At 67.4% G+C, this 16,188-nt stretch carries 14 protein-coding genes; 8 read left to right on the top strand and 6 right to left on the bottom strand.

The window, feature by feature from the left end; translation table 11 throughout:
* Window positions 1-15: 15 nt before the first annotated feature.
* From AC1G9C_RS22755 to choX, 5 genes are all read right to left on the bottom strand, one after another.
* The gene (locus tag AC1G9C_RS22755) at window positions 16-1,203 is read right to left on the bottom strand and encodes a gamma-butyrobetaine dioxygenase (RefSeq protein ID WP_480408861.1); all 1,188 of its coding nucleotides are present in this window, start codon (window positions 1,201-1,203) and stop codon (window positions 16-18) included.
* 89 nt (window positions 1,204-1,292) lie between these two features.
* Complete coding sequence (locus AC1G9C_RS22760; RefSeq protein ID WP_480408862.1) at window positions 1,293-1,778, bottom strand: thioesterase family protein; 486 nt, start codon at window positions 1,776-1,778, stop codon at window positions 1,293-1,295.
* Between the two features lie 85 nt (window positions 1,779-1,863).
* Window positions 1,864-2,829 carry an L-carnitine dehydrogenase gene (locus tag AC1G9C_RS22765; RefSeq protein ID WP_480408863.1) on the bottom strand — a complete coding sequence of 322 codons (966 nt, stop codon included), beginning with the start codon at window positions 2,827-2,829 and terminating at the stop codon, window positions 1,864-1,866.
* Window positions 2,830-2,962: 133 nt separating this feature from the next.
* Window positions 2,963-3,847, bottom strand: a complete 885-nt coding sequence (gene cdhC, locus AC1G9C_RS22770; protein ID WP_480408864.1) for a 3-dehydrocarnitine:acetyl-CoA trimethylamine transferase CdhC — start codon at window positions 3,845-3,847, stop codon at window positions 2,963-2,965.
* A gap of 101 nt (window positions 3,848-3,948) precedes the next feature.
* Window positions 3,949-4,887: a choline ABC transporter substrate-binding protein gene (gene choX / locus AC1G9C_RS22775; protein ID WP_480408865.1), complete on the bottom strand. Its 939-nt coding sequence runs from the start codon at window positions 4,885-4,887 to the stop codon at window positions 3,949-3,951.
* Between the two features lie 224 nt (window positions 4,888-5,111).
* Between choX and AC1G9C_RS22780 the strand changes: the two genes are divergently transcribed.
* From AC1G9C_RS22780 to AC1G9C_RS22815, 8 genes are all read left to right on the top strand, one after another.
* Complete coding sequence (locus tag AC1G9C_RS22780) at window positions 5,112-6,059, top strand: GlxA family transcriptional regulator (protein ID WP_021442440.1); 948 nt, start codon at window positions 5,112-5,114, stop codon at window positions 6,057-6,059.
* A gap of 228 nt (window positions 6,060-6,287) precedes the next feature.
* Entirely contained in the window at window positions 6,288-7,265 is a 978-nt protein-coding gene (locus AC1G9C_RS22785) for a dipeptidase (RefSeq protein WP_021442441.1), read from the top strand.
* Window positions 7,266-7,454: 189 nt separating this feature from the next.
* Entirely contained in the window at window positions 7,455-7,985 is a 531-nt protein-coding gene (locus tag AC1G9C_RS22790) for a DUF5943 domain-containing protein (protein WP_480408866.1), read from the top strand.
* Window positions 7,986-8,063: 78 nt separating this feature from the next.
* Window positions 8,064-10,124, top strand: coding sequence for a dimethylglycine demethylation protein DgcA (gene dgcA / locus AC1G9C_RS22795; protein ID WP_480408867.1), 2,061 nt, complete (start codon window positions 8,064-8,066; stop codon window positions 10,122-10,124).
* A gap of 189 nt (window positions 10,125-10,313) precedes the next feature.
* Window positions 10,314-12,275 carry a dimethylglycine demethylation protein DgcB gene (gene dgcB / locus AC1G9C_RS22800; RefSeq protein WP_480408868.1) on the top strand — a complete coding sequence of 654 codons (1,962 nt, stop codon included), beginning with the start codon at window positions 10,314-10,316 and terminating at the stop codon, window positions 12,273-12,275.
* A 37-nt stretch (window positions 12,276-12,312) separates the two neighbouring features.
* Window positions 12,313-13,545, top strand: coding sequence for an electron transfer flavoprotein subunit alpha (gene etfA / locus AC1G9C_RS22805; protein WP_122109255.1), 1,233 nt, complete (start codon window positions 12,313-12,315; stop codon window positions 13,543-13,545).
* Window positions 13,546-13,607: 62 nt separating this feature from the next.
* Window positions 13,608-14,381 (top strand): electron transfer flavoprotein subunit beta, encoded by a 774-nt coding sequence (etfB, locus tag AC1G9C_RS22810; protein ID WP_480408869.1) that lies wholly within the window; start codon window positions 13,608-13,610, stop codon window positions 14,379-14,381.
* 25 nt (window positions 14,382-14,406) lie between these two features.
* Entirely contained in the window at window positions 14,407-14,664 is a 258-nt protein-coding gene (locus AC1G9C_RS22815; protein ID WP_021444237.1) for a hypothetical protein, read from the top strand.
* Window positions 14,665-14,891: 227 nt separating this feature from the next.
* On the opposite strand, the gene gbdR is transcribed toward AC1G9C_RS22815, so the two are convergent.
* A complete protein-coding gene (gene gbdR / locus AC1G9C_RS22820; protein WP_122109257.1) occupies window positions 14,892-15,989 on the bottom strand; it encodes a choline metabolism transcriptional regulator GbdR in 1,098 nt (365 codons plus the stop codon).
* Window positions 15,990-16,188: the final 199 nt, after the last annotated feature.

Below are 16,188 nucleotides of genomic sequence, written 5' to 3' on the forward strand. Positions count from 1 at the left end.
CGCATCTCGGGTATATCAGCGCTGCAGCACGCGGATCCGCGACAGCAGCTCGTCACGGTCGACATAGCAGCCCTGAAAATGCCGCGCGCCGCTGGCCGGGTCGAATTCGCTGCGCGCGTGCATCACCCGCCGATTGTCGAAGCACCACAGCTGCCCGGCCTCGAGCCGGCGCTGCAGGCGAAAGCGTGGCTCGCGGGTCAGGGCGATGAAGCGCCGGTAGGCACGATACAGCGCCGGCATGCGCTCGACCGGCGCGTCGAACGGGCCGCGCAGGAAGTTGGCCATGCGCACCTCGCCGATCCGCCCCTCGGCATCCAGGGCGATGATCGGTGCCAGGCAGCGGTAATCGCTGGTGCGGCTCTTGTTGCGGAACTCCACCGGCGTCGTGCACAGGATGTCGAACAGCTCGGTCGCCTCCTGGTGCAGCGCCTCGGCGATGGCGAACCCGTCGACGAACACGCTCTCGCCGCCCGTCGCGTCGTTGACCAGGCAATGCAGGAACTGCAGGCCCGGCTGCAGCTCGCGGGTCGGCAGGTCGGTGTGCAGCGGCAGGTTGAAGGCGGTGTAGGCGTTGCTGTCGGCATCGGCCTTGGACTGCACGTCGAACAGCACGCCGAAGTTGCTCTCGCGAATGAAGGAAATGCGCTTGGCGAGCCGGAGCAGGACGCCCTCGCTGGCCGGCACCGCCACCAGCTGGGTCAGGCCCAGATCGCGCACCGCCAGCAACCAGCGCAACAGGGTGGCGTCATCCTCGAGCACCGCCTGGTAGTCGAAGCGCGGCAACTGCTCGGCCAGTTCGGCGCCCCACAGCTGCGGTTGCGGACGCTGCGCCTGGCGCTCTTCGCGCGATGCCGAATCATAGGCGTGAGCCCGCAGCCAGCCGGGGTGGAAGCGGCTGTGGTGACCGCCCAGCCAGTCGATCAGCAGATGGCCCTGCTCGTCGATGCGGGTCCGCTGCGGAGCCAGCTCCTCCGCCACGTCGGCGATCTCCAGCAGCTGTTCCCGGGTCACGCCGTAGACGCACTGGCTGCAGGGGCAGTTGTCGCGCAGCCACTGGTAGTGGAAGGGACTGACCCGGCCATCGCTCCAGGCGACCTGCAGGCTGTCGCGGGTGGCGTCGAGGCCGACCAGATCGGCACTGATCGGGTAGGTGCGCCAATCGGCGATGGGTGCGGCCTGGAGCGAGGGGTCTACGGCATTCATGGCGGTCTCCTTGCGGGATGCTGGCCCGCGAAATTGTTGTCAGGGATGGGGGGACGCACACCAGGCCATCCTGGCCTGCCGGCCGGGCACTAGGCCCTGGCCGGGGGCAAGGCTATGACCCGGCCGACATGCAGCGGTATGGGCAGGCTCCGATGGGCCTGCGCCAACGCCAGCAGCCGTTGCCGCACCTGCTCGTCGAACGCGGCCGAACGGCCGCCGGCAGTGTCGATGTTCATCAGCATCTGCTCGCTGGCGGCGAGCAGTTCCTCGCCCTCCGGGTAGTAGAGGCCGTGGTGGATGTGCAGGCGCTTGCCGTCATGCGCCAGCAACTGGGTGCGCACCTCTACCTCGGCGCCGAGCTTGACCTCGGCCAGGTAGTTGAGGTGGCACTCCAGGGTGTACAGGGTGTGGCCGCTGCGGGCACGCCCCGCCTCGTCCAGGCCCAGGTGGTCCATGAGCGCGTCGGTGGCGTAGCTGAAGATCAGCAGATAGAAGGCATCGCGCAGATGGCCGTTGTAATCCACCCACTCGGGGGGAATGGCGCTACGGTAGGTACTCAGCGCTTGGGCAGACATGGATGGACTCGCTCCAACAAAACAAGGCGCGCCCGCACAGGCTTAAGCGCGCGTAGGGTGCGCCGCACGCACCGGAAAGACGCGGTTACTCGGCGAACTCGAAACCATGCCTGGCCTTGGTCTGGCGGATCGCCTCCAGCACCGCCAGCAAGCAATCGTCGCGGTAGCGCTCCAGGGCATCCAGGCTGCGTTCGCCCTGCTGCTCGGCAGTGCCCTCGACCACCGCATCGATCAGCCCCTCGGTCAGCTCCGGCGCCTGCAGATAGGTCCAGGGCAGCTTCAGCGCCGGGCCGAACTGGGCCATGAAGTGGCGCATGCCGGCCGGGCCGCCGGCCAGGGTATAGGTCAGGAAGCTGCCCATGAACGACCAGCGCAGGCCGGCGCCGAAACGGATCGCATCGTCGATCTCGCCGGTGCTCGCCACGCCGTCGTTGACCAGGTGCAGCGCCTCGCGCCACAGCGCCTCGAGCAGGCGGTCGGCGATAAAGCCCGGCACCTCCTTGCGCACATGCAGCGGGCGCATGCCCAGCGATTGGTAGACCTCGATGGCAGCCTGTACCGCGTCCGGGGCGGTCTTCGCGCCGCCCACCACCTCCACCAGCGGCAGCAGATACACCGGGTTGAACGGGTGGCCGACCAGGCAGCGCTCGGGATGCTTGGCGTCTGCATAGAATTCGCTGGGCAGCAGGCCCGAGGTGCTGGAGCCGATTAACACATCCGGGCGCGCCGCGGCGCTGATCTTGGCGTGCAGCTCGCACTTGAGCTCGAGGCGCTCGGGCGCGCTCTCCTGGATGAAATCGGCATCGCGTACGCAGTCTTCGATGGTGTCCACGAAGCGCAGGCGCTCCAGCGAGGCACCGGGGGCCAGGCCCTGCTTCTGCAGCGCCGGCCAGGCATTGGCCAGGCGCGTGCGCAGCGCGGCCTCGGCGCCGGGCGCCGGGTCCCAGGCGATCACGTCGAGGCCGTGAGCCAGGGCGCGGGCGATCCAGCCGGCGCCGATCACGCCGGTGCCGAGGGCGGCGAAAGTCTTGATGTCGGTAACGAAGGTCATGGTGAACTCCGGTAGCCCGGATGCAATCCGGGGCATGGCAGGTGAAATTTTCCCGGATTGCCTCCGGGCTTCGGGGGATGCACACAGGCCCTCTCCCCCGGCCCCTCTCCCAATGGGAGAGGGGAGAAAATCGTCAACGGCGCTTGAGCTTCATCTTCTCGCGGCCTTCGGCCGGGGTCAGGGCGCGGCCGCCGAGGCGTTCGATGATCTCGATGGCACGCTCGACCAGCTGGCCGTTGCTGGCGTGCACGCCGCGATCCAGCCAGATGTTGTCCTCCAGGCCGACCCGCACGTTGCCGCCGAGCAGCATGGCCTGAGCGACCATGGGCATCTGCATGCGGCCGATGCCGAAGCCGGCCCAGGTGATGCCCGACGGCAGGTTGTCGGCCATGGCCTTCATGGTCGTGGTGTCGGCCGGCGCGCCCCAGGGGATGCCCAGGCACAGCTGGATCAGCGGGTCTTCCAGCAGGCCCTCCTTGAGCAGCTGCTTGGCGAACCACAGGTGGCCGGTGTCGAAGATTTCCAGCTCGGCCTTCACGCCCAGCTCGGTGATGCGTTTGGCGCCGGCACGCAGCTGCGCCGGGGTGGAGACATAGATGAAGTCGCCGTCGCCGAAATTCAGGGTGCCGCAGTCCAGGGTGCAGATTTCCGGCAGCAGTTCCTCGACATGCGCCAGGCGCTCCAGCGGACCGACCAGGTCGGTGCCGGCGCCGAACTCCAGCGGCTGCTCGCCGCGACCGATTTCCAGGTCGCCGCCCATGCCGGCGGTGAGGTTGATGATCACGTCGGTGTCGCTCTCGCGGATGCGCTCGACCACCTCGCGGTACAGCGCCACGTCGCGGCTCGGCTTGCCGGTGTGCGGGTCGCGCACATGGCAGTGGGCAACGGTGGCGCCGGCCTTGGCTGCCTCGATGGCCGCGGCGGCGATTTCCTTGGGCGTGACCGGGATGGCCGGGTGCTTGCCGACGGTGTCGCCGGCGCCGGTCACCGCGCAGGTGACGATGACTTCGTAGTTCATGGAATCTCCATCCTTATTCGAGGCGAAAGGGTGCCGTACGCCGCCAGAGGCGCACGCACGGCAGGTGATGGTTGAAGTGGGAGGCGGCGCCGCGGCGCGTCTCAGTCGAGGGCGGCCCGTACTGCCGTCACGCCGTCCTGGCCGTCGAAGGTGGTCACCCCGGCCAGCAGGCGGTCGAGGTCCTGCGGATTGTCCTTGAGCCAGCGACGGGCCACGGCCTTGGCATCCTCGCGGGCCATGATCGGCTCCATCAGCTCGCTTTCCTGGGCGGCGCTGAAGGTCAGGTTATGGAGCAGGCGGTCGACGTTGGGGCAGCGCTGGGCATAGTCCGGGGCGACCACGGTCCATACCGTGGCCAGGCCTTCATCGGCGCCGAACACGTCCTCGCTGCCGGTGAGGTAGGTCAGGTCCATCTTGATGTTCATCGGGTGCGGCTTCCAGCCGAAGAACACCACCGGCTTCTTGGCCTTGACCGCGCGACTGACCGCCGCGAGCATGGCCGCCTCGCTGGATTCCACCAGCTTGAAGCCGCCGAGGCCGAACTGGTTGGTGTCGATCATCTTCTGGATGGTGGTGTTGGCCCCGGTGCCCGGGTCGATGCCATAGATCTTGCCGTCCAGCTGGTCACGGAACTTGGCGATGTCGGCATAGGTTCTCAGGCCCGCCTCGGCCAGGTAGGTGGGCACCGCCAGGCTGGAGATGCCGTCGCTCAGGCCCGGCTCGGCGAGCACCTTGACCTCGCCCTTGTCCTGGAACGGCTTGATGTTGTCGTCCATCAGCGGCTTCCAGTAGCCAAGGAAGAAGTCGACCTGTTTCTTGCCGATGCCGGAAAAGATGATCTGCTGCGAGGCCTGGGTCTGGGTGGTTTGATAGCCCAGGCCTTCGAGCAGAGTTGCGGCCACGGCCGTGGTGGCGACCACGTCGGTCCAGCCGACCAGACCGATACGTGCCTTCTGACAACTGGCATCTTCGGCGGCCAGCAGGGAGGAACTGAACAAGCTCAGGGTGCAGCATGCGGCCAGCGCGGTAAGACCTTTCATCTGGGTGCTCCTCATCGTGTCACAGCGGTTTGCTTTCGTTCTTCTAGAGGCCGGTCGGCCCCCACCGTGTTGCGGGATCGATTGGTCCCGATGGAGCCACCTTACGCGCCGCTGCGCGGGAAAATTCCCACTTAGCCGACCATTGCTTGACCTATGGCGACCTTATCTTGCGCGGCGCTGGCGCCTGGCTTCTTAATGGAGGGCACCCTACTGGCGGATTGCCCATGACCCAGACCTTCGCCTTCCTGCTGCTACCCGGTTTCTCGATGATAGGCCTGATGTCGGCCATCGAGCCGCTGCGCGTGGCCAACCGCTTTCGCGGCGAGCTGTACCGCTGGCGCCTGCTCAGCCTGGACGGCGAGGCGGTGGCGGCGAGCAACGGCATGTCGCTCAACGTCGAGGCCGGCCTGGAGCTGCCGGAAGAGGTCCAGGCGCTGTTCGTGGTCGCCGGTTTCGAGCCCCTGGCGTATTACGACAAACGCCTGGCCCATTGGCTGCAACGCCGCGAACGCGAGGTCAAGGTGCTCGGCGCCATCGACACCGGCAGCTTCGTGCTGGCCGAGGCCGGGCTGTTCGAGCAGCAGCGCCTGACCCTGCACTGGGAGGCGATCGACGCCTTCTGCGAGCGCTACCCGCAGCTGCAGGTGACCCAGGAGCTGTTCGAGATCGATGGCCGGCGCATCACCAGCGCCGGCGGCACCAGCAGCCTCGACCTGATGCTCGGGCTGATCGGCCGCGATCACGGCGAACCGCTGGCGGTGCAGGTCTCCGAGCAGTTCGTGCTCGGGCGCATCCGCACCCGCCAGGATCACCAGCGCATGCAGATCGCCAGCCGCTACGACCTGCACAACAAGAAACTGGTGCGGGTGATCGGCGAGATGGAGCGCCACTGCGAGCAGCCGCTGCCCTGCGAGGAGCTGGCCGAGCAGGTCGGGGTCAGCGTGCGCCAGCTGGAGCGGCTGTTCCGCCACCACCTGCACACCACGCCTTCGGCCTTCTACCTCGGTTTGCGCCTGGACAAGGCGCGCCAGCTGCTGCGCCAGAGCGATCTCAGCGTGCTGGAGGTGGGCCTGGCCTGCGGCTTCGACTCGGCGTCGTATTTCTCGCGCTGCTACCGCCAGCACTTCGCCGCCAGCCCCAGCCAGGATCGCCATGAGCGGCCGGTCGGCTAGACCCGACGTAGACCGGATGCAATCCGGGGCCAGGCGCCGCGGATTCCCCGGATTGCATCCGGCCAAGCGGTAACGGGCGGAGCGACGGCTTATCCGTTCGCGACCTCGGCTTGACGCTTTCGGCAAACCCCCAGTCGTTTTTGCACCGGGTCGCCCCGCCCCCCAGGGATAAGCTCTGTCCAAAGCACCGACGCTCCGGATCGGTCATACGCCCAGGGGACAAGCCTGATGAGCCCAGCCGAATTGCACGCCGACAGCATCGTCATCGACGGTCTGATCATCGCCAAGTGGAACCGCGAACTGTTCGAGGACATGCGCAAGGGCGGCCTGACCGCCGCCAACTGCACCGTGTCCGTGTGGGAAGGGTTCCAGGCCACGGTCAACAACATAGTCGCCAGCAACAACCTGATTCGCGATAACAGCGACCTGGTCATGCCGGTGCGCACCACCGCCGATATCCGCAAGGCCAAGGAGCAGGGCAAGACCGGCATCCTCTACGGCTTCCAGAACGCCCATGCGTTCGAGGACCAGATCGGCTACGTCGAGGTGTTCAAGCAGCTCGGCGTGGGCATCGTGCAGATGTGCTACAACACCCAGAACCTGATCGGCACCGGCTGCTACGAGCGCGACGGCGGCCTGTCCGGCTTCGGTCGCGAGATCGTCGCCGAGATGAACCGCGTCGGCATCATGTGCGACCTGTCCCACGTCGGCTCCAAGACTTCCGAGGAAGTCATCCTCGAGTCGAAGAAGCCGGTGTGCTACTCCCACTGCCTGCCATCGGGCCTGAAAGAGCACCCGCGCAACAAGTCCGACGAAGAGCTGAAGTTCATCGCCGACCACGGCGGCTTCGTCGGCGTGACCATGTTCGCCCCCTTCCTGGCCAAGGGCATCGACTCGACCATCGACGACTACGCCGAGGCCATCGAGTACGTGATGAACCTGGTCGGCGAAGACGCCATCGGCATCGGCACCGACTTCACCCAGGGCCACGGCCAGGACTTCTTCGAGTACCTGACCCACGACAAGGGCTACGCCCGCCGCCTGACCAACTTCGGCAAGATCGTCAACCCGCTGGGCATCCGCACCGTCGGCGAATTCCCCAACCTCACCGAGACCCTGCTCAAGCGCGGCATGCCCGAGCGCGTGGTGCGCAAGGTGATGGGCGAGAACTGGGTGCGCGTGCTGAAGGACGTCTGGGGCGAATGATCCCGCTACTCGGCGCCACGTAGGTTGGCGCCGAGGAACGAGGCCCAACGAGGCGTGCGCAGCGCGCCACGAGTTCACCGACAACGCCGCTGGCGGTTCTGCGAACCGGGTGTTGGGCTTCGCAAGCTCAGCACCAACCTACGAGACAGGCCGGCGCCAACTGCAAATCGAATTCTGGAGCTAGAACACATGGCCACCCACGCCCCCGAAATGCCCATCGCCGTCGACGACGAAACCGGCGTCTGGACCACCGACGCCCTGCCGATGCTCTACATGCCGCGGCATTTCTTCGTCAACAACCACATGGGCATCGAGGAAGTGCTCGGCGCCGAGAAGTACGCCGAGATCCTCTACAAGGCCGGCTACAAGTCCGCCTGGCACTGGTGCGAGAAGGAAGCCGAGTGCCACGGCATCGAGGGCGCCGCGGTGTTCGAGCACTACATGAAGCGCCTGTCGCAGCGCGGCTGGGGCCTGTTCGAAACGCAGAAGCTCGACCTGGAAACCGGCTACGCCGAGGTCAAGCTCAAGCACTCGGCCTTCGTCTACGTGTACGGCAAGGTGGGGCGCAAGGTCGACTACATGTTCACCGGCTGGTTCTCCGGCGCCATCGACCAGATCCTCGCCGCCAAGGGCAGCCCGATCCGCACCGTCACCGTGCAGGAATACAGCGGTGCCGAGGAAGGCCACGACGACGGCCTGTTCGTCACCCGGCCACTCTGAGTCACCCATAAGAAATGCGTGGGAGAGTCGCTAGAGCGCCTCCCACACCGCTAGAGCGCTTACCGTGAGGATGCCGTAATGGCCTTCGAAGCAATGTTCCAGCCGATCCAGATCGGCAAGCTGACCATCCGCAACCGCGTGCTGTCCACCGCGCACGCCGAGGTCTACGCCACCGACGGCGGCATGACCACCGAGCGCTACGTCAAGTACTACGAAGAGAAGGCCAAGGGCGGCATCGGCCTGGCCATCTGCGGCGGTTCCTCGGTGGTGGCCATCGACAGCCCGCAGGAGTGGTGGAGCTCGGTCAACCTGTCCACCGACCGCATCATCCCGCACTTCCAGAATCTGGCCGACGCCATGCACAAGCACGGCGCCAAGATCATGATCCAGATTACCCACATGGGGCGCCGCTCGCGCTGGGACGGCTTCAACTGGCCGACCCTGATGTCGCCGTCGGGCATCCGCGAGCCGGTGCACCGCGCCACCTGCAAGACCATCGAGCCGGAAGAGATCTGGCGGGTGATCGGCAACTACGCCCAGGCCGCACGCCGGGCCAAGGAAGGCGGCCTGGACGGCGTCGAGCTGTCCGCCGTGCACCAGCACATGATCGACCAGTTCTGGAGCCCGCGGGTCAACAAGCGCACCGACGAATGGGGCGGCACCTTCGAGGGCCGCATGAAGTTCGGCCTGGAGGTGCTCAAGGCGGTGCGCGCCGAGGTGGGCCCGGACTTCTGCGTGGGCATGCGCATCTGCGGCGACGAATTCCACCCGGACGGCCTGTCCCACGAGGACATGAAGCAGATCGCCGCCTACTACGACGCCACCGGCATGATCGACTTTATCGGCGTGGTGGGTTCGGGTTGCGACACCCACAACACCCTGGCCAACGTCATCCCCAATATGAGCTACCCGCCGGAGCCCTTCCTGCACCTGGCGGCCGGGATCAAGGAAGTGGTCAAGGTGCCGGTGCTGCACGCGCAGAACATCAAGGACCCGAACCAGGCCACCCGTATCCTCGAAGGCGGCTACGTGGACATGGTCGGCATGACCCGCGCGCACATCGCCGACCCGCACCTGATCGCCAAGATCAAGATGGGCCAGGTCGACCAGATCAAGCAGTGCGTCGGCGCCAACTACTGCATCGACCGCCAGTACCAGGGTCTGGACGTGCTGTGCATCCAGAACGCCGCGACTTCCCGTGAATATATGGGCGTGCCGCACATCATCGAGAAATCCACCGGACCCAAGCGCAAGGTGGTGGTGGTCGGTGGCGGCCCGGCCGGGATGGAAGCGGCGCGCGTCGCCGCCGAGCGCGGCCACGACGTCACCCTGTTCGAGAAGAAGGATGCCCTCGGCGGGCAGATCACCACGGCCTCCAAGGCGCCGCAGCGCGACCAGATCGCCGGCATCACCCGCTGGTACCAGCTGGAGCTGGCGCGCCTGAACGTCGACCTGCGCCTGGGCACCGCCGCCGACGTGGCGACCATTCAGGACATGCGCGCCGACATCATCGTGCTGGCCAACGGCGGCCATCCGTACCTGGAGCAGAACGAGCACTGGGGCGCGGCCGAAGGCCTGGTGGTGAGCAGCTGGGACGTGCTCGACGGCAAGGTCGCCCCGGGCAAGAACGTGCTGGTCTACGACACCATCTGCGAATTCACCGGCATGTCGGTGGCCGACTTCATGGCCGACAAGGGCTCGCAGGTCGAGATCGTCACCGACGACATCAAGCCGGGCGTGGCCATGGGCGGCACCAGCTTCCCGACCTACTACCGCAGCATCTACCCCAAGGAAGTGATCATGACCGGCGACATGATGCTGGAAAAGGTCTACCGCGAGGGCGACAAGCTGGTGGCGGTGCTGGAGAACGAATACACCGGCGCCAAGGAAGAGCGCGTGGTCGACCAGGTGGTGGTGGAGAACGGCGTGCGTCCGGACGAGTCGCTGTACTACGCGCTGAAGGAAGGCTCGCGCAACAAGGGCCAGATCGACGTCGAGGCGCTGTTCGCGATCAAGCCGCAGCCCTGCCTGGCCGAGTCGGGCGACGGCTACCTGCTGTTCCGCATCGGCGACTGCGTGGCCCAGCGCAACACCCACGCGGCGATCTACGACGCGCTGCGGCTGTGCAAGGACTTTTAAGCCACCGCCTTCGGTGGTTGGACGGACGTAGGTTGGCGCTGAGGAACTAAGCCCAACATCCGGTTCGCAGAACCGGCCTGCGGCATTGACCGAACACGGGGAGCGCTACGCGCTCCCCGTTGGGCTTCGCCAGCTCAGCGCCAACCTACAGGTCGCATTGTTTTCCGGTCCCGCGAAGGAGACCACGAGATGTTGAACACCCTACTGCCCATCCTGCTGTTCGCCGCCCTCGGCCTGGCCGTGCTCGGTGCCGGCAAGCGCTTCTTCATGTGGCGCCGCGGCCGACCGGCCAAGGTCGACTGGATCGGTGGCCTGCTGAAGATGCCGCGCCGCTACCTGGTGGACCTGCACCATGTGGTCGAGCGCGACAAGTACATGTCCAAGACCCACGTCGCCACCGCCGGCGGCTTCGTCCTGGCCGCCGTGCTGGCGATCCTCGTGCACGGTTTCGGCCTGCATAACCGCATCCTCGGTTTCGCCCTGCTGGCGGCCACGGTGCTGATGTTCGTCGGCGCCCTGTTCGTCGCCAAGCGCCGGCGCAACCCGCCGAGCCGGCTGTCGAAGGGCCCCTGGATGCGCCTGCCGAAGAGCCTGCTGATGTTCGCCGCGAGCTTCTTTATCGCCACCCTGCCGGTCGCCGGGATTCTGCCCGAGAACTTCGGCGGCTGGATTCTGGCCGCCGTGCTGGCCGTCGGCGTGGCCTGGGGCGTGTCCGAGCTGTTCTTCGGCATGACCTGGGGCGGGCCGATGAAGCACGCCTTCGCCGGCGCCCTGCACCTGGCCTGGCACCGCCGCGCCGAACGCTTCGGCGGCGGCCGCTCCACCGGCCTCAAGGCGCTGGATCTGGACGACCCCAAGGCGCCGCTGGGGGTGGAAAAACCCACCGATTTCACCTGGAACCAGCTGCTCGGCTTCGATGCCTGCGTGCAGTGCGGCAAGTGCGAGGCGGCCTGCCCGGCCTTCGCCGCCGGCCAGCCGCTGAACCCGAAGAAACTCATCCAGGACATGGTCATCGGCCTGGCCGGTGGCAACGACGCCCAGTTCGCCGGCAGCCCCTACCCCGGCATTCCGCTCGGCGAGCACAGCGGCGGCCCGCACCAACCCATCGTCGACCTCAATGGCAAGGCGCTGGTCGATGCCGAGACCCTGTGGTCCTGCACCACCTGCCGCGCCTGCGTCGAGGAATGCCCGATGATGATCGAGCACGTCGATGCCATCGTCGATATGCGCCGTCATCTCACGCTCGAGAAGGGGGCAACCCCGAACAAGGGCGCCGAGGTGCTGGACAACCTGATCGCCACCGACAACCCCGGCGGTTTCGCCCCCGGCGGCCGGCTGAACTGGGCGGCCGACCTCAACCTGCCGCTGCTCGCCGACAAGCAAGAGACCGACGTGCTGTTCTGGGTCGGCGACGGCGCCTTCGATATGCGCAATCAGCGCACCCTGCGCGCCTTCGTCAAGGTGCTCAAGGCTGCCGACGTCGACTTCGCCGTGCTCGGCCTGGAGGAACGCGACAGTGGCGACGTGGCCCGCCGCCTCGGCGACGAGGCGACCTTCCAGAGCCTGGCCAAACGCAATATCGCCACCCTGAGCAAGTACCGCTTCAAGCGCATCGTCAGCTGCGACCCACACAGCTTCCATGTGCTGAAGAACGAATACGGCGCCCTCGGCGGCCATTACCAGGTGCTGCACCACAGCACCTTTATCGACGAGCTGGTGCGCAAGGGTTCGCTCAACCTCGGTCAGAGCAAGGCCAGCAGCGTGACCTATCACGACCCCTGCTACCTCGGCCGCTACAACGGCGAGTACGAGGCGCCGCGCGCCGTGCTCAAGGCCATCGGCATCGAGGTCAGGGAAATGGAACGCTCCGGCTTCCGCTCGCGCTGCTGCGGCGGCGGTGGCGGCGCGCCGATCACCGACATCCCCGGCAAGCAGCGCATCCCCGACATGCGCATGGTCGACATCAAGGAGACCGGCGCCGAACTGGTGGCCGTCGGCTGCCCGCAGTGCACCGCGATGCTCGAAGGCGTGGTCGCCCCGCGTCCGGAAATCAAGGACATCGCCGAACTGGTGGCCGAGGTGCTGATCGAGCCCACCGAGGTGGCGGCAAAAAAGCCGGCAGCCAGGCGTGAACTGGCGGAGGTGCAGTGATGAAACGACAATCCCAGTGCATCCAGGAGGCCCAGGCATGAGCGACATCATCCGCCGCGACCCGCGCGCCGAATGGATCGCGCGCAACCGCCTGCACCCGCTGCATGCGGCCATGCAGAGCCAGAACCAGACCAGCTGGATGGGCCCCAACGGCCTGATGCGCAAGAACCCCCATGCCATCGCCGCCGGCTTTATCGGCCCGGCCGGGATCAAGCGCATCGACCGCTCCGGCGCCCAGCAGGGCGGCGGGCAGAAGCGCGGCGCGGCCAGCGCCGCGGTGCAGCTGCCGCTGCACCTGGTCGAGCAGCCGAGCCATATCATCGCCGTGGTGCCGGACATGGTCGGCGGCCGCCTGTCCAGCCACGACAAGGACCTGCTCGGCCTGGCCCGGCAACTGGCCGGCGATAGCGGTGCGGTGCTCGCCGTGCTGTTCGGCGAGGACAAGGAAAGCGCCTTCGACAGCGCCGGCGTCGACCGGCTGCTGCGCATCGCAGGCGAGACCTTCGACGGTTACGCCCCGGAAGCCCGGGTGCTGGCGCTGAGCGCAGTGGACGGCCAGTTCGCCCCGCGCCACTGGCTGCTGCCGGACAGCCGCACGGGCGGCGGCGAACTGGGCCGGCGCCTGGCCGCCAAGCTCGGCGAGCGCCCGGCCACCCGCGTCTGGCAGGTGGCGAACGAGCAGTGCATCGGCCGCGCCGGCGCCGGCCAGCAGGACATCCAACGCGCCCTGCCGCGGCTGATCCTGGCCGCCGCCGAGTGCGCCGAACCGGTCAGCGAGACCCGTCACGAGGCGCGCCCGGTGGAACTGGCCGCGCCGGTCGCACACAGCCTGACGCGCCTGCAGGACCTCGGCCCGGTGGCCGTGGACCCGGCGCAGATCCCCATGGCCGAGGCCGAGTTCATCCTCTCCGGCGGCAACGGCGTGAAGGACTGGGAGCTGTTCCACCAGGCCGCCGTCGCCCTCGGCGCCACCGAAGGTGCCTCGCGGGTGGCGGTGGACGACGGCTTTATGCCGCGCAACCGCCAGGTCGGCGCCACCGGCACCTGGGTCACCGCGCGGGTCTATATGGCCGTGGGCATCTCCGGGGCCATCCAGCACCTGCAGGGCATCGGCGCCTGCGACAAGGTGGTGGCGGTGAACCTGGACCCCGGCTGCGACATGATCAAGCGCGCCGACCTGTCGGTGATCGGCGATTCGGCGGCGATTCTCAAGGCGCTGCTCGAGCGGGTCGCCGCCTGGCGCCAGGAAGGCAAACGTGATGCGGCGTAGCCCGGATGACATCCGGGGTCACCACCATCTTTCCCGGATTGCATCCGGGCTACGGGGACAACATGACTGATCTGAATATCGTCGCCCTGGTCTCGCTCGGCGCCCACCCGACCTCCGGTCGCCCGCGCCGCGCCGAACAGGATTCCCGCGCGGTGGAACTGGGCCTGCGCCTGGCCGGGCAGCAGCTGCAGCTGCTGCATGCCGGCGACCCGCAGGCCGAGGCGCTGCGCGGCTACCTGGGCATGGGCCTGGAGCAGCTCGACGTGCTCGAGCAGCCCGACGGCGCCGACGCCCTGCCGCTGCTGGTGGATTACCTGCAGGGCAGCCGCGTGCAGCTGGTACTCACCGGCAGCCAGGCGGAAACCGGCGAGGGCTCGGGCATGCTGCCGTTCCTCCTGGCCGAGCGCCTGGGCTGGCCGATGCTGGTCGGCCTGGCCGAAGTGGAAAAGGTCGAGAACGGCGTGGCCCAGGTGCTGCAGGCTCTGCCGCGCGGCCAGCGGCGCCGGCTCAAGGTGCGCCTGCCCTGCGTCGCCAGCGTCGACAACGCCGCCCCGGTGGCCCGGCAGAGCGCCTTCGGCCCGGCCCGGCGCGGCCTGATCGAAGCCCATGAAATCGCGGTGGTGGACGACCCGCTGCTGGCCGAAGCCAGCCTGCTGCCGGCCAAGCCGCGCCCGAAGCGGCTCAAGGTGATCAAGGCCAAGAGCGGCGCCGAGCGGATGAAGGCGGCCACCGCCAAGGCCAGCGGCGGTGGCGGCCAGGTGCTCAAGGATGTCTCGCCGCAGGACGGCGCCGAGGCTATCTTCAAACTACTTATCGAGGAAGGCGTCCTACGTTGACGCCCCAAGCCCAGGAGCCACGACCATGATGCATGCCGACCTGATCGACCAGGAAGACTTCCGCGAACGCCTGGTGGCCCTGGGCCTGAGCATTCCCGCCGGCGCCAGCGCCGAGCAGGCCTGCGAGCTGGCCGTCAGCGGCCTCAGCCCGGAACGCGCCGTGGCCCTGCGCCGCCTGGTGGAGGAACTGCTCGGCGGCAGCGCCACCCTGCTGCCCAACGTGCGCGAGGCGATCAGCCGCCATCTGCTGCCGGCGCTGGTGCCGAAGCCGGCTTCGGCTTGATCGATCCCGCGTCGCACCCTCCGCGCGGAGGGTGCGCCGTAGGGTGGGCTTCAGCCCACCAAGGCACATATGGATGGGGTCAACCAAAATCCACAAGGGTGACGGTGAAGCCAGAAGGCCACAGGGTGGTGGGCTAAAGCCCACCCTACACCCGGGCAGGCGGCTTTAGCCGCGACGCCAAATAAAACGGGGCGCCACTGGCGCCCCGTTGACCTTGCTGCGGCGCCTTACAGCAGGCGCACGCTGGCGAAGGTCGACTCGCCCTGGGCGCGGTTGAGCGCCAGCCCGGCGCTGGAATTGCCCTGCTGCTCGGGGATCGGCAGCAGCATCACCAGGTTGGCGCCCTGCTGGCCGGCGCGCTCGTCGCGCGGCGGAATGCCGAAGTACTCGCGGTAGCACTTGGAGAAGTGCGGGGTGGAGACGAAGCCGCACACCGAGGCCACCTCGATGATCGACATGCTGGTCTGCTTGAGCAACTGGCGCGCACGGATCAGGCGCAGCTTGAGGTAATAGCGCGACGGCGAGCAGTGCAGGTACTTCTGGAACAGGCGCTCGAGCTGGCGCCGCGAGATGTCGACGAAGCAGGCCAGCTCGTCGAGGTCGATGGGCTCCTCCAGGTTGGCCTCCATCAGCGCGACGATTTCCTGCAGCTTGGGCTGGTTGCTGCCGAGCATGTGCTTGAGTGGCACGCGCTGGTGATCCTGCTCGTTGCGGATGCGCTCGTAGATGAACATCTCGGAGATGCCGGCCGCCAGTTCGCGGCCATGCTGCTGGCCGATCAGGTGCAGCATCATGTCCATCGGCGCGGTGCCGCCGGACGAGGTATTGCGGTTGCGGTCGATGGAGAACAGGCGGGTGGTGATGGCGGCGCGGGGGAAGGCTTCCTGCATCGAGGCCAGGCATTCCCAGTGCACGCTGCAGTCGTAGCCGTCGAGCAGACCGGCCTTGGCCAGCGCCCAGCTGCCGGTGCACACCGCGCCGAGCTGGCGGCCCTGGCGCGCCTGCTTCTGCAGCCAGCAGATGTGCTCGCGCCGGACGCTGTGCTGGATGTCGATGCCGCCGCAGACGATCACCGCGTCCAGCGCCGGCGCGTTGTCCAGCGCCGCGTCCGGGGTGATCTTCAGGCCGTCGCTGGCGCTGACCGGCTGGCCGTCGTGGGTCAGGGTGTGCCAGCGGTACAGCTCCTTGCCGGACAGCTGGTTGGCCATGCGCAGGGGTTCCACTGCCGAGGCGAGGGAGATCAGGGTGAAGTTGTCCAGCAGCAGGAAGCCGATGGACTGGGCGACACGGTTCTGGGGCTGGGCCCCCGGGGCGAACTGCGACATCGATGAAACCCTCACGCTAAGCACGGTGAGAAGCCCGACTGAGCGAGCTTCCATTGTTGTTATGACGCTGGTCGTAGGAACCAGTCAGCTATCCATGCTTAGGCAAAGAGCATGCCTAAATTGATTGAGCGTTCAATAAAAATATCGCCGTCGATGCAGGGCGCATCCGGCGGGCTTTTCCAGGCTGTCGACGAACCTC

The sequence above is a fragment of the Pseudomonas sp. ABa2 genome, from assembly GCF_056676075.1.

Excerpts from the sequence above, each read along its gene's own strand:
- etfA (WP_122109255.1), top strand. The coding sequence starts at position 12,313 with ATGAGCGACATCATCCGCCGCGACCCGCGCGCCGAATGGATCGCGCGC.
- choX (WP_480408865.1), bottom strand. The coding sequence starts at position 4,887 with ATGAAAGGTCTTACCGCGCTGGCCGCATGCTGCACCCTGAGCTTGTTC.
- AC1G9C_RS22780 (WP_021442440.1), top strand. The coding sequence starts at position 5,112 with ATGACCCAGACCTTCGCCTTCCTGCTGCTACCCGGTTTCTCGATGATA.
- AC1G9C_RS22815 (WP_021444237.1), top strand. The coding sequence starts at position 14,407 with ATGATGCATGCCGACCTGATCGACCAGGAAGACTTCCGCGAACGCCTG.
- cdhC (WP_480408864.1), bottom strand. The coding sequence starts at position 3,847 with ATGAACTACGAAGTCATCGTCACCTGCGCGGTGACCGGCGCCGGCGAC.
- AC1G9C_RS22765 (WP_480408863.1), bottom strand. The coding sequence starts at position 2,829 with ATGACCTTCGTTACCGACATCAAGACTTTCGCCGCCCTCGGCACCGGC.
- AC1G9C_RS22785 (WP_021442441.1), top strand. The coding sequence starts at position 6,288 with ATGAGCCCAGCCGAATTGCACGCCGACAGCATCGTCATCGACGGTCTG.
- gbdR (WP_122109257.1), bottom strand. The coding sequence starts at position 15,989 with ATGTCGCAGTTCGCCCCGGGGGCCCAGCCCCAGAACCGTGTCGCCCAG.
- AC1G9C_RS22790 (WP_480408866.1), top strand. The coding sequence starts at position 7,455 with ATGGCCACCCACGCCCCCGAAATGCCCATCGCCGTCGACGACGAAACC.
- AC1G9C_RS22755 (WP_480408861.1), bottom strand. The coding sequence starts at position 1,203 with ATGAATGCCGTAGACCCCTCGCTCCAGGCCGCACCCATCGCCGATTGG.
- dgcB (WP_480408868.1), top strand. The coding sequence starts at position 10,314 with ATGTTGAACACCCTACTGCCCATCCTGCTGTTCGCCGCCCTCGGCCTG.
- AC1G9C_RS22760 (WP_480408862.1), bottom strand. The coding sequence starts at position 1,778 with ATGTCTGCCCAAGCGCTGAGTACCTACCGTAGCGCCATTCCCCCCGAG.
- dgcA (WP_480408867.1), top strand. The coding sequence starts at position 8,064 with ATGGCCTTCGAAGCAATGTTCCAGCCGATCCAGATCGGCAAGCTGACC.
- etfB (WP_480408869.1), top strand. The coding sequence starts at position 13,608 with ATGACTGATCTGAATATCGTCGCCCTGGTCTCGCTCGGCGCCCACCCG.